The following is a 21,682-nucleotide window of genomic DNA, read 5'->3' as shown; positions in this document are numbered from 1 at the left end:
AGGGGAGGCACAACAAATGACCGATCACATCATCGACCCCACCGCAATCGAAGCCGACAATGCCCGCTGCCAAGCCGATCTGCGCGCGGACTACGACTCCCTCGGCGAGCGGCTCGACCGGCGGGGCATAGCGATCGAAGCGATCAAACAAAAGGTCGCCGGTTTCAACATTGCCGTGCCCTCCTGGGGCGTCGGCACCGGCGGCACCCGCTTTGCCCGCTTCCCCGGCCAGGGCGAGCCGCGCGATATCTTCGACAAGCTCGAAGACTGCGCCGTCATCGCCCAGCTGACCCGGGCCACCCGCACCGTTTCCCTCCATATCCCTTGGGATAAAGCCGATCCCAACCGCCTTAAGCAAGCCGCCAGCCGCTTCGGCCTCGGCTTTGATGCGATGAACTCCAACACCTTTTCGGACGCCCGCGGCCAGCTGCAAAGCTACAAGTTCGGCTCGCTCTCCGCCGCCGATCCCGCCACCCGGCAGCAAGCCATCGAGCACAATCTTGAATGCATCGAGATCGGCCAGACCCTTGGGTCCAAGGCCCTCACCGTCTGGATCGGCGACGGCTCCAACTTCCCCGGCCAGGTCAATTTCGCCACCCAGTTCGAGCATTATCTCGACGCCATGAAGGCGATCTATGCCGCCCTCCCGGCTGACTGGCGCGTCTACACCGAGCACAAGATGTACGAGCCGGCTTTCTACTCCACCGTCGTGCAGGACTGGGGCACCAACTACCTCATCGCCACCGAGCTCGGCGACAAGGCCTTCTGCCTCGTCGATCTCGGCCACCACGCGCCCAACACCAATATCGAAATGATCGTTTCGCGCCTCGCCCAGTTCGGCAAGCTCGGCGGCTTTCACTTCAACGACAGCAAATATGGCGACGACGACCTCGATGCCGGCTCGATTGACCCGTTCCGCCTGTTCCTCGTCTTCAACGAGCTGGTGGATGCCGAAGCGCGCTACTCCGACTTCCACCCCGCCCATATGCTCGACCAGTCGCACAACGTCACCGACCCCATCGAATCGCTGATGCTGTCGGCCGCCGATGTGCAGCGCGCCTATGCCCAGGCACTCCTTGTGGATCGCGCCGCGCTCGCAGCAGCGCAGCAGGCCAATGACGCGCTGGGCGCCACCCAGGCCCTGCGCCTCGCCTATCGCACCGATGTGGAGCCGATCCTGGCCATGGCCCGCCTCGAAGCGGGCGGCGCCATCGACCTGCTCGGCGCCTACCGGGCCTCTGGCTATCGCGCCAAGGTCGCGGCCATCCGCCCGGCGGTGGAAGGCGGCTCGGGCGGTATTGTCTAGCTCTGCTCCAGCGCCCGCAGCGGCGCAGTCGCCTCGAGGATCCAGTCGCGAAAGGCGCGGATCTTGGGGTTGTTGCGCCGCGCTTCGGGGTAGACGAGATAGTAGTAGTGCCCGTCCCAGCCCACGGTCGAAAAGGGCTGCACCATGCGGCCGGCCCGGATTTCCTCGGGGTAGAACTGGGGCGTCAGCATGGCGACGCCCCGCCCGGCCATCACGGCTACCGCTTCCATGGATTGAAATCCCAGCCGCGCAAAGGGCCGCTCGGGCGCTGGCGGCACCGCCACCCCTGCCCGCTTGAACCAGGCCGCGACCCATGGGTCATCGGGCGTGATCTGAGGCACCCGCAACAGATCGGCGGGTTCGCGCACCCCATATTCCTCCACCAGCCGCGGATGCAGCATGGGGGCATATTCCACCTTGGTCAGCCCATGCGCCACCAGTCCCGGCGCCATCCGCCCGGTGGCGCGGATCGCCACATCGATCTCGGTGCCGGCGAAATCGATGATCTCCGGCGCGCTTTCGATGCGCACCGCGATATCGGGATGCCCGACCTGGAACAGCCCGAGATTGGCCGCCAGCCACTGGCTGGCAAAAGTGGGCACGGCGCTGATCGCGAGCGTGGCGTCGACCCGTCCGCCCAGTTCGGCAAAAGCCGCCCGCAGCACCGCAAAGCCCTTGGCCACTTCAGGCGCCAGCTGCGCCCCGGTTTGGCTGAGCTCAATCCGGCGCGGCTTGCGCAGGAATAGGGGCGTGCCCACCCGCTCCTCGAGAATGCGGATCTGGTAGCTTACGGCGGCCTGGGTCATGCCCAGTTCCTCGGCCGCGCGGGTAAAGCTCAAATGGCGCGCCACGGCCTCGAAGGCGCGGATCGCCGGCAGTGGTGGCAAGGGGCTCATGCATCAAACCTCCTTATGGAAGCCTTGGCAGCTTTAGTTGGAAGCGCGCCGACCCGCCAGCAATAATCGCGGCTATCCCGATAATCCCAGAGGCAGCCGCATAAGGCTGGTTATGCCATGAGTGTTGTTTCAAGCTGCGAAGAAGCGCGCGATCCGGCCCCGCGCCGCCCATGGAATCCGCTGCGCAACTGGTTGATCCGCCGCCACCGGCGCCGCGTCACCCTCGATCTGCTGCATGCCTCGCCCCATCTGCTGCGCGATATCGGCGCCGAAACCATTCTGGGCGATCATTGTCCGCGCTAGGCCCGCTTGCCAGCCAATATGGGAGCGGTAAACTCCGCTCCATGTCCAAGACCACGCCCGCCACCGCAGCCCTCCTCAAAGCCGGCATCCCCTTCGAGCTCGCGACCTACGCTTACGATCCCGATGCCGAGCGGGTGGGGCTGCAGGCTGCCGAGGCGATGGGCGTTGATCCCGGCTGCGTGTTCAAGACGCTGATGGCCGAGGTGGATGGCAAGCCAGTCTGTGTCGTCGTCCCGTCGGACGAGGAAGTGAACATGAAAAAGCTTGCCGCCGCCTTTGGCGGCAAGACCGCGCAGATGATGAAGCCCGCCGTCGCTGAGCGCCTCACCGGCTACAAGGTCGGGGGCATCAGCCCCTTCGGGCAGCGCAAGGCCGTGCCCACTTGCGTGGAAGAACTCGTCGCCTTGCAGGACCGGGTTTATCTCAATGGCGGCCAGCGCGGGCTGCAGATCAATCTGGCGCCCGACGATCTCATCCGCGCCCTGGGCGGCAAGACCGCCGACCTCATCCGCTAGTTCCTGAAAAGACAAAAGGCGCCCAAGTGGACGCCTTCTTCTTCGACTGCTGCTGGAAAGAGCTTAGAAGCCCTTGCCCTGCGCAATGTTCTTGATGTCGCCCTTGGTAATGCCCAAATCATTGAGCTGGCGGGCGTCAAGCGAGTTCAGCTCGCGCAGGGTGCGCTGGTACTGGACATAGTTGCGGATCGACTGACGGATATTCATTTGCGGGGGTCCTCTCTTTTGCTGAGCCTTATGTAGTGGCACCCCCGGCTGATGAGAACCGCGCCTTGCTGCACACCTCTTATGCACTAGGTGCAAACAAAATGAGCACGGGCTTCACAATCCATTCATTCTGATGGCGCGAAAGCGGCAGAAGCCCTTGACCTTCCCACGATGGGAAGCCCTACATGGGGTGGGACGAGGTGAGAAAATCATGACCGACCAGGCACTCCAAACCCGACCCGTTTCCATCGATATTGAAGGCATGACCTGCGCTTCCTGCGTGGCGCGGGTGGAACGCGCCCTGCTTAAGACCCCCGGCGTCAAGGCAGCTTCCGTCAATCTCGCCACCGAGCGCGCCACTGTCGAGCTCACTCCCGATGCGCAACTCGAGCCCGTTCTCGCCGCCATAACCAAGGCCGGCTATTCCGGCCAGCCCGCGCCCGAACAGCGCAGCAGCCATGCCGGCCACCACCATGACGAGGACGCCGCCGTGCTCCGGCGCGACGTGATCCTTGCCGCGGTCCTGACCGCGCCGATGTTCGTGCTCGAAATGGGCAGCCACCTGATCCCCGGCATGCACATGGCGGTGATGCATCTGGTGCCCACTCAGTGGCTCTACATCGCCTATTTTGTCATCACGACCATTGTGCTCTTCTTCCCCGGACGCCGCTTTTTTGCGCATGGCATTCCGGCGCTTTTGCGCGGCGCCCCCGAGATGAACTCGCTCGTCGCCCTGGGCGCGGGCGCGGCCTATCTTTATTCCACGCTCGTTACCTTCGCGCCCGGCCTCGTGCCGGTCACCAGCCGCTATGTGTATTTCGAAGCGGCGGCCGTGATCGTGACGCTGATCCTGCTTGGCCGGCTCCTTGAAGCACTGGCCAAGGGCCGCACTGGCGCCGCCATTGCCCGGCTGGTGCAGCAACAGGCCAAGACCGCCCAGGTGCAGCGCAATGGCAGCTTTGTGCAAGTGCCCATCGACCAGGTGGTCGTCGGCGATATCCTTCTGGTGCGGCCCGGTGAAAAGATCGCGGTTGATGGCGAGATCGTCGGCGGGCAAAGCCATGTCGATGAATCCATGATCTCGGGCGAGCCCATCCCGGTGAGCAAGGCCGAAGGCGCCAGTGTGGTCGGCGGCACCGTCAATGGCGAAGGCAGCTTCACTTTCCGCGCCACCAAGGTGGGCGCCGATACCATGCTGGCCCAGATCATCCGCATGGTCGAGGATGCCCAGGGCGGCAAGCTCCCCATCCAGGCGCTGGTCGACCGCATCACCTTCTGGTTCGTGCCGGCGGTGATGGCGGCAGCGCTCGCCACGTTTGTGGTCTGGCTGATCTGGGGGCCTGAGCCGAGCTATCTCTTTGGGCTGGTTAATGCGGTGGCCGTCCTCATCATCGCCTGCCCCTGCGCCATGGGTCTGGCCACCCCCACCTCGATCATGGTGGGCACCGGCCGCGCCGCAGAGCTGGGCGTCCTTTTCCGCCGCAGCGAAGCCCTGCAAAGCCTGCGCGACGTCGACATGATCGCCTTCGACAAGACCGGCACCCTGACCGAAGGGCGTCCCGTGCTGACCGATCTCGTTGTTGCCGAGGGCTTTGCCGAGCCCGAAGTGCTGGCCCTGATGGCAGCGGTGGAACATTACTCCGAACACCCCATCGCCACCGCCATCGTTGCCGCCGCCACCGAGCGCGGCCTGCCCATTGCCGAGGCCGAGCAGTTCGCCTCCTCGGCCGGCCACGGCATCAGCGGCGTCGTTGGCGGGCGCCAGGTGCTGGTAGGCAATGCCGGCCAGCTGCCCGGCATCGACAAGGCCGCATTTGCCGATCAGCTCACCACCCTCGCCGGCCAGGGCAAGACGCCCATTCTGGTGGGCATCGATGGCAAGCTTGCCGCCGTGGCTGCCGTTGCCGACCGGGCCCGCCCGACCAGCAAGGCGGTGATTGCCGAACTGCACCGCTTAGGCATTCGCACCGCCATGATCTCGGGCGACAACCAGCGCACGGCCCAAGCCATTGCCGACCAGCTCGGGATCGATGAAGTGCGCGCCGAAATCCTGCCGGCCGGCAAGGTCGAGGCCATCAATTCGCTACGCCGCGGCGGAGGCAAGATCGCCTTTGTCGGCGATGGCATCAATGATGCGCCCGCGCTGGCCGCCGCCGATATCGGCATTGCCGTGGGCACGGGCACCGATGTCGCCATCGAAAGCGCCGATGTCGTTCTCCTGGGCGGTGACCTCAAGGGGGTGCTCAATGCCCTCACCATCAGCCGCGCCACCATGCGCAATATTGCCGAGAACCTCTTCTGGGCCTTCGCCTACAACGTCATCCTGATCCCGGTGGCCGCAGGCGTGCTCTATCCCAGCGTCGGCATTCTCCTGTCCCCCATGATCGGGGCGGGTGCCATGGCCCTCTCGAGCGTGTTCGTGGTCGGCAACGCCCAGCGGCTGCGCACCGTGCGCCCCGTAACCCTGCAAGGAGTGAACCCATGAATATCGGGGAAGCCGCCCAGGCCTCAGGCGTTTCGGCCAAGATGATCCGCTACTACGAGTCCATCGGCCTCATCGAGCCGCCCGGGCGCACTGACAGCAATTACCGCGTTTATGACCCCGATCAGGTGCATGTGCTGCGCTTCATCAAGCGGGCCCGCACCCTGGGCTTTTCCGTCGAGGAAACCAGCCGCCTCCTCAGCCTCTGGCAGGACAAGAGCCGCGCCAGTGCCGAGGTCAAGGCGGTCGCCTCGGCCCATATCGCCGACCTCGAAACCAAGATTGCCGAACTGCAGGGCATGGTCGGGACGCTCAAGCATCTCGTTCACTGCTGCGGCGGCGACGACCGGCCCAATTGCCCGATCCTCGATGATCTGGCCGGGCCGCAACCCGTGAAAGGACATTGAAATGAGCCAAACAACCACTCTGCGCGTCGAGGATATGAGCTGCGCCCATTGCGTGGGCACCGTGCGCAAGGCGCTCGAGGAAGCGCTCCCCGGCGCCGAGATCGCCGTTGATCTCGACACCCACCGCGTCAGCTTCACCGGCGACCGCGCCAAGGCGGAAGCGGCCATCCGCGAAGCCGGCTACACCCCCGAGCCGGCATAAACCCGAAGGGCCACGCTCCTTTCCGAGCGTGGCCCTCTTTCCTTAGTGGCCGTGTTTGGCCAGCCATTCCTGCATCTGGGCGATCTCGCCTTCCTGGTCGGCGATGATCTTTTCGGCCAGCGCCTTGATCTCGGGATCGCTGCCATGCTCGAGCACGATCTGCGCCATCTCCACCGCGCTTTGGTGATGTGGGATCATGCCGCGCACGAAATCCACATCGGCATCGCCGCTATAGTCGAGGTCCATGGCTTCGTGCATGCGCATATTGGCCGCCTTGAAGGCTTCGGTTGCCGGGCTATCGCCGCCGGCCATGCCATGGCCGGCATGATCCTGCGCCGCTACCGGCAGGCTCAAGGCGGCAGCCACGCACAGGGAAAGAGCCAGACACTTCATTTTCAAACCTCCTGATTGGTCGGGGCACGAGCTATGCGGCGTTCCAACATGGGAAGGTCAAGCCCCGTTCCCCAGCCGCGCCATCGTGTGGCTTGTTCGCCCCGGCCCTTCATGCCATCTCCCCCACAGCCAGGAGAACGCGCGTGAAAACCATCATCCTTGTGGGCATAGGCACCGGCAATCCCGAGCACCTGACCGTGCAGGCCATCAATGCCCTTCAGCGCGCCGGTACCCTCTTCATCCCCGACAAGGGCCAGGACAAGGCCGAGCTCGCCCAGGTCAGACGCGACATCTGCGAGCGCTATCTCGACGCCCCCAATCTCGTTCCCTACCGCGTCCCCACCCGCCGCAGCGGCGCCGATTACAACCAGACCGTCAGCGAATGGCACGCCACGCTCGCCGGCATCTTCGCCGAGCTCATCGCCACCCATGTGCCCGATGGCGGCTCCTGCGCCTTTCTCGTCTGGGGCGATCCGGGGCTCTACGACAGCACCCTGCGCATCATCGCCCAGCTCCCCCAGCCCCAAAGCTTCAAGGTCGAGGTGATCCCGGGCATCACCTCCATCCAGGCCCTCACCTCGGCCCATGCCATTGCCCTCAACCGCATCGGCGAGCCCGTCCAGATCACCACCGGCCGCCGCCTGGTCGAATCGGGCCTTGGGGGCGACAGCGTCGTCATGCTCGACGGGCAAACCGCCTTTATCCATGCCGATCCGGAGCTCGAGATCTTCTGGGGCGCCTATCTCGGCACCCCCGACCAGCTCACCATTGCCGGCCGCCTCGGCGATGTCCGCGACACCATCCTCGAGACGCGCCGGGCCGCCCGCGCGCGCCATGGCTGGATCATGGACATCTACCTGCTGCGACAACGCGAACCATAGAGCGCTTTGTGCCGCCCGAGGGATCGTATAAGGACAGGGCTTCACGCAACACGAAGCCCGAACTTGCTCCAGCTGCTGCCCATCACTGACCCCCAAGCGCCCGCGCGCCGCGGTGCCTGCCCGAGCCTGCGCGAGCCGATGGCGACCGGCGACGGGCTCCTCGCGCGCCTGCGCCTGCCCGAGCGGCGTGTCAGTCCCGCTCAGCTGGTCCGCATCGCCGAACTCGCCGCCCGGCACGGCAATGGCCAGCTCGAGATCACCGCCCGCGGCAATCTGCAGGCGCGGGGCCTCTCCGAGCAGTCCGCCCCCCCCTTTGCCGAGGCCATTGAAGCGTTCCTGCCCATCGAAGCCGGCCTCGTGGTGGAAACCCCGCCTCTGGCCGGGCTCGATCCGCTCGAACGGGCCGATCCGCGCCCCCTCGCAACCGCCATCCGCGTCGCGGCCGCCCCGCTCGCCCGTCGCCTCGGCCCCAAGGTCACTGTCGTCGTGGATGCCGGTGGCGCCATCCCTCTCACGCCCCTCGGCGCCGATCTGCGCTTCACCGCCCTCGATGCCGAGCGCTGGCTCATCACGCTGGGCAAAACCGCGCTTGGCACCCTCCCGACCCCCGCCGTGCTCCCTGCCGCCAGCCTGATCCTGCACCGCCTTGCCGAGCTCGGCCCCGCCGCCCGCGCCCGCGATCTCGATCCCGCCGCGATCCAGGCCGAACTCGCCACCCGGCTGTCCCCACCCGCCACCCTTCCCGCGCCCCCGCCGCCCGCCGGCCTCATTCCCCTGCGCGATGGCGCGGCTTTCCCCGTCGCCCTGCCCTTTGGCAGCATCGCCGCCCCCGTGCTCGCCGCCCTCGCGCAGGACGCCACATCTGCCGGCATCACCGAGCTGCGCCTTTCCCCCGGCCACGCCCTCCTCGCCCTGGGTGCCCCCGCCGCGCTCGCCGCCTTCGGGCGCGCCGCCGCAGCGCTGGGCCTCCTCACCAATCCCGCCGATCCGCGCCTTTATGCCCATGCCTGCATCGGCAATGAAGGCTGCGCCTCGGGCCTTGCCGCCAGCCGCACCTTGGCATCACAGCTGCTCGACGCGTTCCCGACCCTCTTTGATGGCACCGCGACTCTCCATGTCTCGGGCTGCCCCAAGGGTTGCGCCCATCCGCGGCCGGCCGATTTGACCCTCGTGGCCCAGCCCGGCGGCTCGGCGGTGGTGCTATCGGGCCGCGCTAGCGACGCACCCCTGCTCCTCGTCCCCCATGCCGATGCCCGCGCGGGTTTTGCCCGCCTTGCCGGCCTTCTCCATGCGCATCGCGCGCCTGGCCAAACCAGCGCCGCGGTTCTGGCCGCGCTTGGCCCGGTGCGCATCGCCGCCGCTCTTGGACCCCACCTGCCATGATCGAATACGACTACATCAAAGCGGGGGACGCCATTTACCGGCAGTCCTTCGCCATCATCCGCGCCGAAGCGGATCTGCGCCGCTTCACCCCCGATGAGGCGGAACTCGCCGTGCGCATGATCCATGCCGCCGGCATGGTGGAAGCCGCCGAGCAGTTCGAATTCGGCCCCGGTTTTGTCGAGGCCGCCCGCGGCGCGCTTGAGGCCGGCGCCCCCATTCTCTGCGATGCCGAAATGGTGGTGCGCGGCGTCACTGCCGCTCGCCTGCCCGCCAACAATCCTGTGCTCTGCACCCTGCGCGACCCGCAGACTCCTGTCATTGCAGAAGAGATCGGCAACACCCGCTCGGCCGCCGCGCTCCATCTTTGGGGCGAGCGCCTGGCCGGCGCCGTGGTCGCCATCGGCAATGCCCCGACGGCGCTGTTCCACCTCCTCGAAATGCTGCGCGACGGCGCCCCCCGCCCCGCCGCGATCCTGGGCATGCCCGTCGGCTTTGTGGGCGCCGCCGAATCCAAGGCCGCGCTCGCCGAACACTCCTATGGCGTGCCCTATGCCATCGTGCGCGGCCGTCTCGGCGGCAGCGCCATCACCGCCGCGGCGCTCAATGCGCTGGCAAGGCCCGGTCTATGACCGGCACCCTTTACGGCGTCGGCACCGGCCCCGGCGATCCTGAGCTCCTGACCCTCAAGGCCGTGCGCGCCATCCAGGGCGCCGATGTGGTCGCCTATTTCGCCAAGTCGGGCAATCGCAGCAATGCGCGCACCATCGTGGCCGATCTCCTTGCGCCCACCCAGCACGAGGAAGCCCTGCTTTATCCTGTCACCACCGAGATCGACCGGCACCACGCCGATTATCGCAGCGCCACCGCGCAGTTCTATGCCGAGGCGGCCGAGCGCATCGCCGCCCATCTCGATGCCGGGCGCAAGGTTGCGGTGCTAAGCGAAGGCGATCCGCTGTTTTACGGCTCCTATATGCATCTGCATGTGCGCCTCGCCCATCGCTACCCCACCGAGGTCGTGCCCGGCATCACCGCGATGTCGGGCTGCTGGTCGATGGCCGGCCTGCCGCTGGTGCAGGGCGATGATGTGCTGGCCGTTCTGCCCGGCACGCTCGAGGAAGCCGAACTGCAACGGCGCCTCGGTGACACGCAAGGTGCCGTCATCATGAAGGTTGGGCGCAACCTGCCCAAGATCCGCCGCGCCATTGCTGCGGCGGGCAAGCTCGAAACCGCGGTTTATGTTGAGCGCGGCACGATGAGCAATGGCCAGTCCATGCGCCTGTGCGACAAGCCGGACGACACCGCCCCCTATTTTGCCCTGGTGCTGGTCCCCGGCTGGAGCGAGCGGCCATGACCGGCAAAATCAGCGTCGTCGGCCTCGGGCCCGGCAATCCCGACCAGATCACCCCCGAAGCGCTCAAGGCCGTGGCCGAAGCCCGGCTGTTCTTTGGCTATGGCCCTTATCTTGATCGCCTCTCCCTGCGCCCCGACCAGCAGCGCGTCGCCTCCGACAACCGCGAAGAGCTCGACCGCAGTCGTGCCGCCCTTCAGGCCGCCGCCGCGGGAGAAAAGGTCTGCGTCGTGTCGGGTGGCGATCCCGGCGTTTTCGCCATGGCCGCCGCCGTCTGCGAAGCCATCGAGGATGGCCCCGAGCCCTGGCGCCATCTCGAGCTCGAAGTCGTGCCCGGTGTCACTGCCATGCTCGCCGTTGCCGCCCGCATGGGCGCCCCGCTCGGCCATGATTTCTGCGCCATTTCCCTGTCCGACAATCTCAAGCCCTGGACGCTGATCGAGCAGCGCCTGCGTGCCGTTGCCGGCGCCGGGCTCGTGATCGCGCTTTACAATCCCATTAGCCGCGCCCGCCCCTGGCAGCTCGGCACCGCCTTTGCCATCCTGCGCGAAGTTCTGCCCTGGAGCACCCCGGTGATCTTTGGTCGCGCCGCTGGCCGCCCTGACGAGATGTTGCGCCTCGTCACCCTCGCCGATGCCGATGCCAGCACCGCCGATATGGCCACTTGCGTCATCATCGGCTCGCCCGAAACCCGCGTTATCGAACGGCCCGGCCGCACGCCGATCGTTTATTCGCCCCGTTCCGCCGGGGGACCACGATGAGCTGGCTGACCATTGTCGGCATCGGCGAAGACGGCATCGCGGGCCTTGGCGATGCGGCGAAATCCGCCATCAGCCAGGCCGAACTGGTGTTTGGCGGCGAACGCCATCTGCGCCTTGCCGCCCCCTTGATCGCTGGCGAACAGCAACCCTGGCTCAGCCCCTTTTCGCTGTCCGTCGATGCCGTGGTCGCCGCTCGCGGCAAATCCGTCTGCGTGCTGGCGTCCGGCGATCCGTTCCAGTTCGGCGTCGGCGCCACCCTCGCCCGCCGCATCGATCCCGCCCAGATGCGGGTCCTGCCCCATCCTTCCGCCTTCAGCCTTGCCGCGGCTCGCCTTGGCTGGCCGCTCGGTGAGATCACCACCCTGTCGCTGCATGGGCGGTCGCAGGATCTGTTGCGCCCCCATCTGCAGCCCGGCGCGCGTATCCTCGCGCTGACTTCCGATGGCGATTCGCCGGCCCAGCTCGCCCAGCTGCTGCATGACAGCGGCTTTGGCCTTTCCATCGTAACCGTGCTTGAAGCCTTGGGCGGCCCCGAGGAGCGCGTCCGCTCCCAGCCCGCCAGTGCCTTTACCCTCGCCGACATCAATCCGCTCAATGTTGTGGCCATCTCTGTCGTTGCCCTGTCCGAAGCCCGCATCCTGCCGCTGGTGCCCGGACGCGACGATGCGCTGTTCGAGCATGACGGACAGATCACCAAGCGCGAAGTGCGCGCCCTCACCCTTGCCGCTCTCGCCCCGCGGCAGGGCGAATTGCTTTGGGATATCGGCGCGGGTTCAGGCTCGATTGCTATCGAATGGATGCTGGCTCATCAGAGCCTCCGCGCCATTGCCATTGAAAGCCATCCCGAGCGCTGCACCCGCATCAAGCACAACGCCGCCCTGTTCGGCGTCCCCAGCTTGCAACTCGTTGAAGGCACCGCGCCCGCGGCGCTCGAGGGTCTTGAGCCCCCGCACGCCATCTTCATCGGTGGTGGTGGCAGCGAGCCCGGCGTTATGGAAGCCGCCCAGCAAAGCCTTCACCCCGGTGGCCGGCTCGTCGCCAATGCCGTCACCCTCGAAATGGAAGCCGTGCTGCTCGCCCACCACGCCGCCCATGGCGGCAGCCTCACCCGCATCGAGCTCAGCCGCGCTTCTCCCATCGGCACCATGACGGGCTGGCGCCCGGCCATGCCGTTGCTGCAATGGTGCTGGAGCAAGCCATGACCGTCCATTTCATTGGCGCCGGACCCGGCGCTGCTGATCTCATCACCGTGCGCGGCCGCGACCTCCTCGCCGGCTGCCCGGTCTGCCTTTATGCCGGCTCCATCGTGCCGCGCGAGATGCTCGATTACTGCGCCCCCGGTACCCGCCTCGTCGATACCGCCGCCCTTTCCCTCGATGAGATCGAGGCCGAATATGTCGCCGCCCATGCGGCGGGCCTCGATGTGGCGCGGCTCCATTCGGGGGACCTCTCCATCTGGAGTGCCGTGGCCGAGCAGTTGCGCCGGCTCGATCGCCACGCCATTCCCTATACGCTCACGCCCGGCGTCCCCGCCTTTGCCGCGGCAGCCGCGAGCCTTGGGCGTGAGCTGACCATTCCGGCCCAGGCGCAAAGCCTGGTGCTGACCCGCGTTTCGGGCCGCGCCTCCCCGATGCCCGCGGGCGAAACCCTCGCCGCCTTTGGCGCCACGCGCGCGACGTTGGCCATTCACCTTGCCATCCATGCGCTCGAGCGGGTGGTCGCTGAACTCACCCCGCTTTACGGGCCCGACTGCCCCGTCGCCATTGTCGTGCATGCCTCCTGGCCGGGTGAACGCATTCTGCGCGGCACGCTGGGCACGATCGCTGCGCAAGTGGCCGAGGAACCCATCGAGCGCACTGCCATCATCTTTGTCGGCCCCTCCCTTGCCAGCAACGATTTCCGCGACAGCGCCCTTTATGATGCCGACTACCAGCGCCGCTTCCGGGGCGGCCTTCCTGACGCGGGGTAAGCAGAATGAGCACAGCAGCGGCCAACGAGGCGGATGCGGGCGGCCACGAGCTTCGCGATCTCGTCACCGGCCTGGGCCGCGCCTTTGGCGGCGCCCTCGTTTTTTCCCTCCCCATGCTGATGACCATGGAAATGTGGGAGCTCGGCTTTGCCATGGAGCGCTGGCGCTTGCTGCTCCTGCTGGCCTCCAGCCTGCCCATGCTGATGTTCCTGTCCCATTATTCGGGCTTTGAGGCGACCTGGGGCTGGAAGGACGATCTGCGCGATGTCGCCATCGCCTATGGTATTGCTCTCCTCAGCAGCACGATCCTGCTTTTCGTTCTCGGCGTCATCGGGCCCGGCATGCGCGCGCCAGAACTTGTGGGCAAGATCGTGATCCATGCCATTCCCGCCGCCCTTGGCGCCCTTCTTGGCCGCAGCCAGTTCGGGCAAAGCGATGAAGAGGAGGAAGAAGAGCGCGAGCAATCCTATGGCAGCGAACTGGGAATCATGGCCGCCGGCTCGCTCTATCTCGGGCTCAATGTCGCCCCCACCGAGGAAATGATCCTCATCGCCTTTCGCATGACTGATTGGCAGTCGCTGGCGCTGATCGCCCTGTCGCTGCTGCTCATGCACGGCTTTGTTTTTGCATCCGAGTTCAAGGGCAGCGAAGCCACCCCCGACACGCCCTGGTGGAGCGCCTTTTTGCGCTTCACCACCGTGGGCTATGCCATCGCGCTCGCCATCTCCTGCTATGTGCTCTGGACCTTTGGCCGTTTCGATGGCCTATCCTTCAGCACCGCACTGGGGGTTCTGGTGGTGCTGGGCTTTCCTGCCGCCATCGGCGCCGCCGCCGCGCGGCTGATATTGTAAGGGGGCCCTGCCATGTCCGACCAAGCCAGCAACCCGCCCCCATCCCCCGCCGCCCGTAAAGCGGGTTTGATCGAGTGGATCCTGGCCGCCCTGTCGGCCCTCGTTATTCTGGGGCTGGCCAGCTTTCTGCTGGTGGAAGCCCTGACCAAGACCGGCAGCCATCCCGAGCTGACGCTGCGGCTCGATGCCGTTCGGCAAACGTCCGATGGCTTTGTCGCTGATGTCACCGTGCTCAATCTCGGCCACGCCACCGCTGCGGAAGTGGGCATCGAAGGCACTGTGGGTTCGGGGCAAGACGCCGTGAGCGGCAGCGTGACCCTTGATTACGCCCCCGCCCAGTCGCAAAGCCCCGTGGCGCTGGTGTTTGATCGCCCCGTCACCCCCGAGACCCTCGCGCTCAGAGTGCTAGGTTATCGCGATCCTTGAGCCGGGAACAAAGGCTGGCACGGACCGTTGTCCGGGGCATTTTCCCGGCCCCGCGGCCCCTTCACCGACGCGCGCCCTCCGCGCCGCCAGCAGTTGAGCCCCATGAGCGATAGTTCCACCACTCCTCTTTCCACCTATCGGCTGCAGTTGAACAAGGGCTTCACCTTCGCCCACGCCAAGGCTCTCGTGCCCTATCTCGCCGATCTGGGCGTCAGCCACGCCTATCTCTCCCCTATCCTCAAGGCGCAGCCGGGCAGCACCCATGGCTATGACACGGTCGATCACACGCTGATCAATCCCGAGATCGGCACGATCGAGGAGTTCCGCGATCTCGCCCAAACCATGCGCGCCGCCGGCCTCGGCATCCTCCTCGATTTCGTGCCCAACCATATGGGCGTGGGTGGCGCCGACAATCCGCTCTGGCTCGACGTTTTGCGCCACGGCCCCGGCAGCCAATATGCCGACTGGTTCGACATCAACTGGGCCCCCGCCAATCCGGCGCTCGAGGGCAAGCTGATGATCCCGTTCCTCGGCACGTCCTACGCCCAGGCGCTTGAAGCGGGCGAGATCGTGCTCAAGGCTGACAGTGATGGCCTTGCCGTCTGGGCCCACGGCACCCACAAGCTCCCCCTCCGCCCCGAGGACGAAGCGCAGCTCCTCGCCCATTACGGCGAGCCCGAAGCCGCTGTCGCCGCCCTCAATGGCGAGCCGGGTCATTTCGGCAGCTGGGCCGCCCTCGATAGCCTCATTGCCACCCAGCACTGGCGGCTCGTCCATTATCTCGCCGCCGCCGACGACATCAACTATCGCCGCTTTTTCATCAATTCCGACCTCGGCGCCATCCGCATCGACCGGCCCGACGTGTTCGACCACGCCCACGCCCTGATCTTTGGCCTCATTGAGGAAGGGCTCGTCGATGGCTTGCGGATCGACCATGTCGATGGCCTGCTTGATCCCAAGGGCTATCTCGAGGATCTGCGAGCCGCATCCCCGCGCCCGATCTATCTGCTGATCGAAAAGATCCTCGCCCCGCACGAGGATCTGCGCGCCGACTGGCCGGTCGAGGGCACGACGGGCTACGAGTTCGGTGCCCTCCTTACCCGCGTCCTCACCAATCCCGCCGCCGAAACGCCGCTTTCCGCCACCTACGAGCGCTTCGTGGGCGATGTCGTCGACCCCGTCACCGAAGCCTATCAGTGCAAGCTGCGCGTCATGGACAATGAGCTCGCCGCCGAGCTCTTCAGCCTCGCGCACCGCGTCTTTCTTGTCGCCCAGTCCGTGCCGCAAACCCGGGACCTGACGCAGAACGCCATCCGCAAGGGCCTGCGCGAGATCATCGCTTGGCTGCAGGTTTACCGCACCTATATCGATGGCCCCGAGGCCGACGAGCGCGATATCCGCGAGATCAACTATGCCGTCGCCAAGGCGCGCCGCTCGCAACCCTTTTTCGCCCCCTCGCTTTTTGACTTTCTCGGCCAGTTCCTCACCGCCGGGCTGCCGCACCAGTATGATCCCTCCGAGACCCTGGGCGCGCTCGGCAAGTTCCAGCAATATACCGGCCCGGTGATAGCCAAGGGCCTCGAGGACACGGCGCTTTATCGCTTCAACCGGCTGGTCTCGCTCAACGAAGTGGGCGCCCATCCGCAGAACTTTTCGGTGGGGATCGATGCCTTCCACGACGCCAACCGGCGCCGCCTCCTGCATCACCCCGCCACCATGCTGACTACCTCGACCCACGACACCAAGCGTGGCGAGGACACCCGCGCCAATATCGGCGCCATTGCCGACCGGCCCGACATCTGGGATGCGGCCGTGTTCGGCTGGCGCGACCAGCTCGCAAACAGCACCGAGCTGGCCCTCGACAACAACGACATCTACCTCTTCCTGCAACTGCTGCTGGGCGGGTGGCCCCCCACCGATAGCAGCGAGTCCCCCTCGCTGGCTACCCTCACCGAGCGCCTGCGGGCCGCCATGCTCAAATCGGTGCGCGAAGCGCGGCTCCACAGCGATTGGAGCGTCAACAACCCAGCCTATGAGCAAGCCATTCAGGACTTTGTCGCGGCAGCGCTGCGCAACGAGGCGTTCCTTGCGAGCTTCCGGCAGTTGCAGCAGCAGCTCGCCGATATCGGCCGGCGCAAAAGCCTCATCCAGGCGGCGCTCAAGCTTTCCGTCCCCGGCGTGCCCGATATCTATCGCGGCGCTGAAGATTGGGAGCAAAGCTTTGTGGACCCCGACAACCGGCGCGATCTCAACTTTGCGGGATTGCGCGAGCGGCTGACGCGGGTTGCCGCTGGCCCGGGCGCCGCGGGCGACGACAAGATCGTGCTGACAAGGGCGCTGCTGCAGTTGCGCAAGGCCCATCCCGAGCTCATGCTCCGGGGCAACTATGAGCCCCTCGCCACGGGCAGCGAGCAGGTGCTCGGCTTTGCCCGCAGCCATGGGAGCGAGCGCCTTGTCGTGATTGCCGATCTGTCTCCCGGCCATGGCGGCCAGGCTGCAGCAGGGGTAGCCCTGCCGCCCGGTCAATACCGCGACGCCATGACCGGCCAACCCGTAGCTGGCACGGCCGGGGCCGCCGGCTCGCTGGCGAAGCACGGCTTTGCCGTGCTGATCGGCGCCTAGGCGCTGGCGGCCTGCGGCAAAGGCAGGTTTGTTTCCACCAATGCGCGCATGGTCGGCCCGTCAACGGGCCGGCCGAAATAATAACCCTGCCCGATCGAGCAACCCATTGCCGCAAGCGCGCTGGCCGCGGCTTCGTCCTCGATGCCCTCCGCCACGGTGGTTTTGCCCAGGCTGCGCCCCAGCCCGATAATGCTGGCAACGATCACGTCGCCCGCCGCCCCATCGCCCATGGCGCGCACAAAGCTCTGGTCGATCTTGAGTTTGTCGAAAGGCAGGTCCTTGAGATAGCTCAGCGAACTATAGCCGGTACCGAAGTCATCCAGCGCCACATCGACCCCGATACCCTTGAGCGCGGCAAAGGTGCGGATGATCCCGCCGATGCCCGCAACAAGACTGCTTTCCGTGATCTCGATATCAAGCCGTTTCGGCGGCAGGCCCGAAAGGACCAGCGCCCCTGCTACCATCGCCGGCACATCTGACAATTGCAGCTGCACCGGCGACACATTGACCGACATCCGCCCTTCCCAGGGCCAGGCCATGGCCTGGCTGCACGCTTCCTCGAGGATCCAACGCCCCAGATCGACAATGAGACCGGTTTCTTCGGCAAGGGGAATGAACTGGGCCGGGGAAATCATCCCCAGTTGCGGATGGCGCCAACGCAGCAGCGCCTCAGCCCCTACAATGGTGCGGGTGCGCAGGTCAATCTGGGGCTGGAACACCACTTCGAGCTGCCCGTCTTCAACGGCATGGCGCAGATCGAGATCGAGCTGGCGCCGCTCCTCGAGGCGCTGCTGGTCGGTCGGGCTATAGCCCACAAATGGCGCGCGCTCCGCATCGGCTTGCAGCAGCGCCGTTTCGGCCTGGTTCAGCAGGTCGTCCACGCTGAGCGGGCCAGCCGAATAACCGCATCTGACCTCGACATGGATGCGGTGACCGATCGTGTCATAGATCCCGCCGAGCCGGGCTGAAAGGCTGCGGCAGGCCTCGTCCATCACCGCCATGTCTGGGCGCTCCAGCCGGTAGGCCCAGGCAAAACTATCGTCCGCCACATAGCCGACCAGCCCCGGCACCTGGCCGGACAGGCGCTCCCCGATGGCGTGCAGCAGGCTGTCGGTCACTTCGTGCCCAAGCGAAGCGCGCAACAGGTTGAGGCGCTGCACCCGCACCAGGATCACGGCCTTGGGCGCAAAGCCCCAGGGCGCGGCCGCCTCGATCAGCCCGGCCCGCGACAGTGCCCCGGTGGTCTGGTCATGGCGCGCCAGATGGCTCAGCCGGCGCAGGGCGGCGATGCGACCCCGATATTGGATAAAGGCCTCGTCCACGACAGCCAGCACCAGCAACACCACGATGCCGCCATGGAAAAAGCCGGTATCAAAGCTCACCGCCATGGTGCGGTAGGTCACGAGCGCCGCCACTTCCCAAACGGCACCGAGCCCGGCCGCAAGGAGCCCGATCTGCCACAACCGCAACCGCGACCGCAGAAACAGCAGGGCCAGCGCCATCAGGACGAGCGCAATAGCAGAGGGGCCAAGCCGCAAATCGGTGATGATGCGCCCAGATTTGAGTGTCTCGACGGCAACGGCCTGCAACACCGGCCCCGCGACAATGCCGAAACGGGGAATGGAAAACAGGTCGCGCAGTTCAATGGCGCTGGCGCCGATGATCACCTGCTTGCCCTGCAGCAGTGTCGGATCGGCCCGTCCCGCCAGCACATCGGCAAAGGGGATGCGCGGAATGGTGCGCGCATCGATGCTGAAATCGATGTTGACGCTGCGCGGCAGGGCTTGCCCACTCGGAACCAGTTCCACCGGCAGCGCCCGTACCTCACCCTGGTCCGTTTCGACGCGCGACAGAAATGACCTGGCCTGCCCCGATGAATCGAGAAATACGTTGACCAGCACTGGGCTTGCTTGCTCCAGCAAGGACGCCATGGGCATGGACAGGGCGAGTTCCCCCTCTGCCCCACTCAACTGCTGGAACGCCGCAAGATAGGCATAGCCACCAGCGCGCTCGAGTGCTTGGGCCAGTTGCTGATCCTCGGCCGGCGTGCTGGCGCTGCTGAAATCAATATCGAAGGCCACCTCGGCGGCTCCGGCCTCGACCAGCCGATCCAGCGCCTGGGCATAAAGGCTGCGGGGCCAGGGCCAAACGCCGATCTCGGCCAGGCTTTCGCTGTCGATATCGACCACCACCGTGCTGCCGCTGGCCGGCACGGCGTTGAGCGCCAGCCTTACATCGCGCAAGCCGGCATCGATGGAGCGCAAGCCGCCGCCGGCTGCCAGCGCATAAAGCAGCACCAGGCAGGCCAAAGTGACCCCAAATCGAACCGCTGCGCCCATCAGGGGTCTCCAAGCCGTCCCCAACCATGCCACAGGGTCGCTGATAGCAGGTTAACCGGCGCCGCCCCGGCTTGGCTTAGGGCTAGGCAAAGCGGGGGAGCGGTCCTGCGCCACAAAGGTGCAGCGGGCTAACTCCATCGGCGCAATTGCTGGCGCAGCCCCTCGATCAAGCCTTGCCGGTTGTCTGCGTCGTCCTCGTTGCCCGATGGCAGCAATGGCTGGCCAAGCAAGTCGGCCAGTTCCGCTGTTTGGCGCGCAACATAGATGCCGGGCCGCCCTTCAAGTTCGGAGCAGGTTGCCAGCTGGTGGTCGTTGCGATGTTCACCCAGCCCGGCGCGCCGTGGCACGAGGATGATCGGCTTGCGCCAGCGCTGCGCCATCAGCACCGTGCCAATCCCGGCATGCGCCACGATCGTGCTCGCGGCAGCAAAACGGCGGGCGAACTCGTCGGACGAAAGCACAGGGGCCCATTCCATGTTGCTGGGCACGTGCGCCCCCCGGCCGACTTGCCCGAACACGGGTACGCCAAGGCTCGGCGCCAGTTGGTCCACGGCCGCGACCAGCCGGTCAAAGGGTAGCTGGGTTCCAACTGTCACGAGGATCACAGCATTCGCCCCAGGAACTTGGTGCGGCCCCCGTCTGCCAGGTGCTCCCATTGGCTGCAATGGAGCTGCACAAAGCGCCGCGCCAGCCAGCCGCTCATGCTCAGACGCTCGGCATTGGCGACACTGTCCACCCACACAGTGGGCACGCCCAGCAGTCGCCCCGCCAGCAGCACCAGGAGGCCTGGCCCCGCTCCGGTGCTGACAATCACCGCTGGCCGCAGCCCGCGCACCAGCAGCAGCGCTTCCCAAAGGGCGGGCAAAGCGAGCCAGGGCTGGGTGCGGTTGACCTCGCGCAGCCTCAGGCTGGTTCCGCCATTGGCCAGCCGACCCTCGGCCACTGTGCTGGCATAAACCACGTCGAAATCGGCAAACGCCTCTCCAAGCAACAGCAATTGCTGCCAATGGCCTCCGCTCGAGGATACGGCCAGCAGCCTTTTGCGGGAGCCGGGCTTGCTCATCTGGTCGCGCCTTCCCAGGCCACGGGCGGCTGCGCCTCTTGGCCGAGTAAAGGCCGCAACAACTCCCGGTAATCCGCCACCATCTGCGCTTCGCTGCGCACCCGTGACGCTAACTGCGCCCGCAGCTGCTGCTGTCGCGCGGGATCGCGCAACAGTTCGGCAATGGCGCGCGCCACATCATCGGCGTCCTGCGGGTCGCAGATAACACCCGCCAATTCGCCAGTCGGCGTCTTGATCACCTCTCGTTGCACCGCAATGTCACTGACGACAATCGGCGTTCCGGCACGCACCGCATCCAGTAGTGCCAGGCTCTGCCCTTCAAAGAAACTGATCTGCACAAAGGCGTCGCAGGTAAAGGTCAGGTCGACCACATCGTGATGACCCAGATGCCCCAGCAGATGCACCCGCTCGGCCACCCCCAACTGCTGCGCAAGCTGCCGCACCTCCTCGCGCAGGGGGCCATCACCCGCCAGCGCCAGATCCACGCCCTCAAGTCGTGCCACTGCCTTGACGGCCGTCAGCACATTCTTCTGCCGCGCCAACCTCCCCGCCATGAGCACGACCGACCCATCCGCCGGCAGGCCGAACCGGGCAAGACACTGCGCTCGACCCATCGCGGGCGGCACCTCTGCCACGCCGTTGGCGATCACCCGCAGCGGCGCGCGATAAGCCTTGGGATGCCCAGCAAAACTATCCGCCACCGCCTGGGACACACAGACGATCTGCCGGTATCCACCCAGCCCCCCGACCATCCGGTCCAGCCAGCGCACGATGCGCCCGTTGTCCCGATACGTGCTGTGGTGGGTCGCGATCACCGGCGTGCCGGTAAGCAGGCTTACCAGCCCCGCCGCCACCCCTGCCAGCGGCATCACCGTCACCACCGCAGCGGGGCGCTCGCGCAGCACCAGTCGCAGCAATCGGAACACCGCCCCGGCATAATCGAGCGGCGACATCCGCCGCTTGCGCACGAGCACCTGCTCATAAGCTCCCGGCTGCGAGATGAACGCCTGGTAGAGCGCCACGCTGCGGCAAGTCTGCCCCCCGGCCTCGAGCCCTGCCCGCAACGATCCGATGAAACTGGTGATCCCGCCCTGCGTGTCATGCCCGCTCAGCAGCAACAGGCCTATTTCAGCGCCACCACAACGGACAGCAGTTACGTGGAAGCACGCTCCAGTAGAATTGGTCGAATGCCGCGACCAGCATCTAGATGCTTGTGCAACGGCACCTGCAATTAACCTGCGATAACTCGAACCAGAACTGCCGGACACACCCAACAACTTATATCCTGCTTGAACTCATCAGCACCGCAGAGTGAGCTTAGCACGATA

General features: G+C 66.1%; 23 protein-coding genes. 16 read left to right on the top strand and 7 right to left on the bottom strand.

Going from position 1 to position 21,682, the window contains the following annotated elements; all coding sequences use genetic code 11:
• Window positions 1–16: 16 nt before the first annotated feature.
• Entirely contained in the window at window positions 17–1,306 is a 1,290-nt protein-coding gene (rhaI, locus tag ELX51_RS04150) for an L-rhamnose catabolism isomerase (RefSeq protein ID WP_127752329.1), read from the top strand.
• Here the strand turns inward: rhaI and ELX51_RS04145 are convergent.
• Window positions 1,303–2,202, bottom strand: coding sequence for a LysR substrate-binding domain-containing protein (locus tag ELX51_RS04145; RefSeq protein WP_127752328.1), 900 nt, complete (start codon window positions 2,200–2,202; stop codon window positions 1,303–1,305). The two genes, rhaI and ELX51_RS04145, sit on opposite strands and share 4 nt — an antisense overlap.
• A gap of 117 nt (window positions 2,203–2,319) precedes the next feature.
• On the opposite strand from ELX51_RS04145, the gene ELX51_RS04140 reads away from it, so the two are divergent.
• Window positions 2,320–2,505, top strand: a complete 186-nt coding sequence (locus ELX51_RS04140; RefSeq protein WP_127752327.1) for a hypothetical protein — start codon at window positions 2,320–2,322, stop codon at window positions 2,503–2,505.
• Between the two features lie 41 nt (window positions 2,506–2,546).
• Window positions 2,547–3,020, top strand: coding sequence for a Cys-tRNA(Pro) deacylase (ybaK, locus tag ELX51_RS04135; RefSeq protein ID WP_127752326.1), 474 nt, complete (start codon window positions 2,547–2,549; stop codon window positions 3,018–3,020).
• A 63-nt stretch (window positions 3,021–3,083) separates the two neighbouring features.
• Here the strand turns inward: ybaK and ELX51_RS04130 are convergent, their stop codons facing one another.
• Window positions 3,084–3,227, bottom strand: coding sequence for a DUF1127 domain-containing protein (locus tag ELX51_RS04130; RefSeq protein WP_127752325.1), 144 nt, complete (start codon window positions 3,225–3,227; stop codon window positions 3,084–3,086).
• 211 nt (window positions 3,228–3,438) lie between these two features.
• On the opposite strand from ELX51_RS04130, the gene ELX51_RS04125 reads away from it, so the two are divergent.
• Genes ELX51_RS04125 through ELX51_RS04115 form a run of 3 tightly spaced genes read left to right on the top strand, consistent with a single transcriptional unit; the run spans window position 3,439 to window position 6,318 of the window.
• Entirely contained in the window at window positions 3,439–5,712 is a 2,274-nt protein-coding gene (locus ELX51_RS04125; RefSeq protein ID WP_206524695.1) for a heavy metal translocating P-type ATPase, read from the top strand.
• A complete protein-coding gene (gene cueR, locus ELX51_RS04120; RefSeq protein WP_127752323.1) occupies window positions 5,709–6,116 on the top strand; it encodes a Cu(I)-responsive transcriptional regulator in 408 nt (135 codons plus the stop codon). The genes ELX51_RS04125 and cueR overlap by 4 nt, the downstream gene beginning before the upstream one ends.
• A 1-nt stretch (window position 6,117) precedes the next feature.
• The gene (locus ELX51_RS04115) at window positions 6,118–6,318 is read left to right on the top strand and encodes a heavy-metal-associated domain-containing protein (RefSeq protein WP_127752322.1); all 201 of its coding nucleotides are present in this window, start codon (window positions 6,118–6,120) and stop codon (window positions 6,316–6,318) included.
• Window positions 6,319–6,360: 42 nt separating this feature from the next.
• On the opposite strand, the gene ELX51_RS04110 is transcribed toward ELX51_RS04115, so the two are convergent.
• Window positions 6,361–6,711 (bottom strand): DUF305 domain-containing protein, encoded by a 351-nt coding sequence (locus ELX51_RS04110; RefSeq protein WP_127752321.1) that lies wholly within the window; start codon window positions 6,709–6,711, stop codon window positions 6,361–6,363.
• Window positions 6,712–6,854: 143 nt separating this feature from the next.
• On the opposite strand from ELX51_RS04110, the gene cobF reads away from it, so the two are divergent.
• The 10 genes from cobF (at window position 6,855) to treY (ending at window position 16,952) form a co-directional block, all read left to right on the top strand.
• Window positions 6,855–7,592: a precorrin-6A synthase (deacetylating) gene (gene cobF, locus ELX51_RS04105; RefSeq protein WP_127752320.1), complete on the top strand. Its 738-nt coding sequence runs from the start codon at window positions 6,855–6,857 to the stop codon at window positions 7,590–7,592.
• A 63-nt stretch (window positions 7,593–7,655) separates the two neighbouring features.
• Window positions 7,656–8,975 carry a precorrin-3B synthase gene (cobG, locus tag ELX51_RS04100; RefSeq protein ID WP_127752319.1) on the top strand — a complete coding sequence of 440 codons (1,320 nt, stop codon included), beginning with the start codon at window positions 7,656–7,658 and terminating at the stop codon, window positions 8,973–8,975.
• The gene (locus tag ELX51_RS04095; RefSeq protein ID WP_127752318.1) at window positions 8,972–9,604 is read left to right on the top strand and encodes a precorrin-8X methylmutase; all 633 of its coding nucleotides are present in this window, start codon (window positions 8,972–8,974) and stop codon (window positions 9,602–9,604) included. Before cobG ends, ELX51_RS04095 begins: the two co-directional genes overlap by 4 nt.
• On the top strand, window positions 9,601–10,326 hold the full coding sequence (locus ELX51_RS04090; protein ID WP_127752317.1) for a precorrin-2 C(20)-methyltransferase: 726 nt from the start codon (window positions 9,601–9,603) through the stop codon (window positions 10,324–10,326). Before ELX51_RS04095 ends, ELX51_RS04090 begins: the two co-directional genes overlap by 4 nt.
• Window positions 10,323–11,084, top strand: a complete 762-nt coding sequence (locus ELX51_RS04085; protein ID WP_127752316.1) for a precorrin-3B C(17)-methyltransferase — start codon at window positions 10,323–10,325, stop codon at window positions 11,082–11,084. Before ELX51_RS04090 ends, ELX51_RS04085 begins: the two co-directional genes overlap by 4 nt.
• On the top strand, window positions 11,081–12,286 hold the full coding sequence (gene cbiE, locus ELX51_RS04080) for a precorrin-6y C5,15-methyltransferase (decarboxylating) subunit CbiE (protein ID WP_127752315.1): 1,206 nt from the start codon (window positions 11,081–11,083) through the stop codon (window positions 12,284–12,286). Before ELX51_RS04085 ends, cbiE begins: the two co-directional genes overlap by 4 nt.
• Window positions 12,283–13,053 carry a precorrin-4 C(11)-methyltransferase gene (gene cobM / locus ELX51_RS04075; RefSeq protein ID WP_127752314.1) on the top strand — a complete coding sequence of 257 codons (771 nt, stop codon included), beginning with the start codon at window positions 12,283–12,285 and terminating at the stop codon, window positions 13,051–13,053. The genes cbiE and cobM overlap by 4 nt, the downstream gene beginning before the upstream one ends.
• A 5-nt stretch (window positions 13,054–13,058) precedes the next feature.
• On the top strand, window positions 13,059–13,904 hold the full coding sequence (locus tag ELX51_RS04070) for a TIGR02587 family membrane protein (RefSeq protein WP_127752313.1): 846 nt from the start codon (window positions 13,059–13,061) through the stop codon (window positions 13,902–13,904).
• 12 nt (window positions 13,905–13,916) lie between these two features.
• A complete protein-coding gene (locus tag ELX51_RS04065; protein ID WP_127752312.1) occupies window positions 13,917–14,330 on the top strand; it encodes a hypothetical protein in 414 nt (137 codons plus the stop codon).
• Window positions 14,331–14,432: 102 nt separating this feature from the next.
• The gene (gene treY / locus ELX51_RS04060) at window positions 14,433–16,952 is read left to right on the top strand and encodes a malto-oligosyltrehalose synthase (protein WP_127752311.1); all 2,520 of its coding nucleotides are present in this window, start codon (window positions 14,433–14,435) and stop codon (window positions 16,950–16,952) included.
• On the opposite strand, the gene ELX51_RS04055 is transcribed toward treY, so the two are convergent.
• The 4 genes from ELX51_RS04055 to ELX51_RS04040 all read right to left on the bottom strand — a co-directional run bounded on the left by ELX51_RS04055 (window position 16,949) and on the right by ELX51_RS04040 (window position 21,472).
• On the bottom strand, window positions 16,949–19,291 hold the full coding sequence (locus tag ELX51_RS04055) for an EAL domain-containing protein (RefSeq protein WP_127752310.1): 2,343 nt from the start codon (window positions 19,289–19,291) through the stop codon (window positions 16,949–16,951). The two genes, treY and ELX51_RS04055, sit on opposite strands and share 4 nt — an antisense overlap.
• A 128-nt stretch (window positions 19,292–19,419) precedes the next feature.
• Window positions 19,420–19,896, bottom strand: coding sequence for a glycosyltransferase (locus tag ELX51_RS04050; protein WP_127752309.1), 477 nt, complete (start codon window positions 19,894–19,896; stop codon window positions 19,420–19,422).
• Window positions 19,893–20,354, bottom strand: coding sequence for a glucuronosyltransferase (locus tag ELX51_RS04045; protein WP_127752308.1), 462 nt, complete (start codon window positions 20,352–20,354; stop codon window positions 19,893–19,895). The genes ELX51_RS04050 and ELX51_RS04045 overlap by 4 nt, the downstream gene beginning before the upstream one ends.
• Window positions 20,351–21,472, bottom strand: a complete 1,122-nt coding sequence (locus ELX51_RS04040) for a glycosyltransferase family 4 protein (protein ID WP_127752307.1) — start codon at window positions 21,470–21,472, stop codon at window positions 20,351–20,353. Before ELX51_RS04040 ends, ELX51_RS04045 begins: the two co-directional genes overlap by 4 nt.
• Between the last annotated feature and the right edge of the window lie 210 nt (window positions 21,473–21,682).

The sequence above is a fragment of the Devosia sp. 1566 genome, assembly GCF_004005995.1.
GTDB lineage: Bacteria > Pseudomonadota > Alphaproteobacteria > Rhizobiales > Devosiaceae > Devosia.
This window is presented reverse-complemented; position numbering and strand designations above follow the sequence as displayed.

What these genes read in the sequence shown, in the direction of transcription:
- cobM (WP_127752314.1), top strand. Translation starts at nt 12,283, where the DNA reads ATGACCGTCCATTTCATTGGCGCCGGACCCGGCGCTGCTGATCTCATC.
- treY (WP_127752311.1), top strand. Translation starts at nt 14,433, where the DNA reads ATGAGCGATAGTTCCACCACTCCTCTTTCCACCTATCGGCTGCAGTTG.
- ELX51_RS04145 (WP_127752328.1), bottom strand. Translation starts at nt 2,202, where the DNA reads ATGAGCCCCTTGCCACCACTGCCGGCGATCCGCGCCTTCGAGGCCGTG.
- rhaI (WP_127752329.1), top strand. Translation starts at nt 17, where the DNA reads ATGACCGATCACATCATCGACCCCACCGCAATCGAAGCCGACAATGCC.
- ELX51_RS04070 (WP_127752313.1), top strand. Translation starts at nt 13,059, where the DNA reads ATGAGCACAGCAGCGGCCAACGAGGCGGATGCGGGCGGCCACGAGCTT.
- ELX51_RS04095 (WP_127752318.1), top strand. Translation starts at nt 8,972, where the DNA reads ATGATCGAATACGACTACATCAAAGCGGGGGACGCCATTTACCGGCAG.
- ELX51_RS04045 (WP_127752308.1), bottom strand. Translation starts at nt 20,354, where the DNA reads ATGAGCAAGCCCGGCTCCCGCAAAAGGCTGCTGGCCGTATCCTCGAGC.
- ELX51_RS04085 (WP_127752316.1), top strand. Translation starts at nt 10,323, where the DNA reads ATGACCGGCAAAATCAGCGTCGTCGGCCTCGGGCCCGGCAATCCCGAC.
- ELX51_RS04130 (WP_127752325.1), bottom strand. Translation starts at nt 3,227, where the DNA reads ATGAATATCCGTCAGTCGATCCGCAACTATGTCCAGTACCAGCGCACC.
- ybaK (WP_127752326.1), top strand. Translation starts at nt 2,547, where the DNA reads ATGTCCAAGACCACGCCCGCCACCGCAGCCCTCCTCAAAGCCGGCATC.
- cbiE (WP_127752315.1), top strand. Translation starts at nt 11,081, where the DNA reads ATGAGCTGGCTGACCATTGTCGGCATCGGCGAAGACGGCATCGCGGGC.
- ELX51_RS04125 (WP_206524695.1), top strand. Translation starts at nt 3,439, where the DNA reads ATGACCGACCAGGCACTCCAAACCCGACCCGTTTCCATCGATATTGAA.
- ELX51_RS04055 (WP_127752310.1), bottom strand. Translation starts at nt 19,291, where the DNA reads ATGGGCGCAGCGGTTCGATTTGGGGTCACTTTGGCCTGCCTGGTGCTG.
- ELX51_RS04140 (WP_127752327.1), top strand. Translation starts at nt 2,320, where the DNA reads ATGAGTGTTGTTTCAAGCTGCGAAGAAGCGCGCGATCCGGCCCCGCGC.
- ELX51_RS04065 (WP_127752312.1), top strand. Translation starts at nt 13,917, where the DNA reads ATGTCCGACCAAGCCAGCAACCCGCCCCCATCCCCCGCCGCCCGTAAA.
- ELX51_RS04110 (WP_127752321.1), bottom strand. Translation starts at nt 6,711, where the DNA reads ATGAAGTGTCTGGCTCTTTCCCTGTGCGTGGCTGCCGCCTTGAGCCTG.
- cueR (WP_127752323.1), top strand. Translation starts at nt 5,709, where the DNA reads ATGAATATCGGGGAAGCCGCCCAGGCCTCAGGCGTTTCGGCCAAGATG.
- ELX51_RS04115 (WP_127752322.1), top strand. Translation starts at nt 6,118, where the DNA reads ATGAGCCAAACAACCACTCTGCGCGTCGAGGATATGAGCTGCGCCCAT.
- ELX51_RS04090 (WP_127752317.1), top strand. Translation starts at nt 9,601, where the DNA reads ATGACCGGCACCCTTTACGGCGTCGGCACCGGCCCCGGCGATCCTGAG.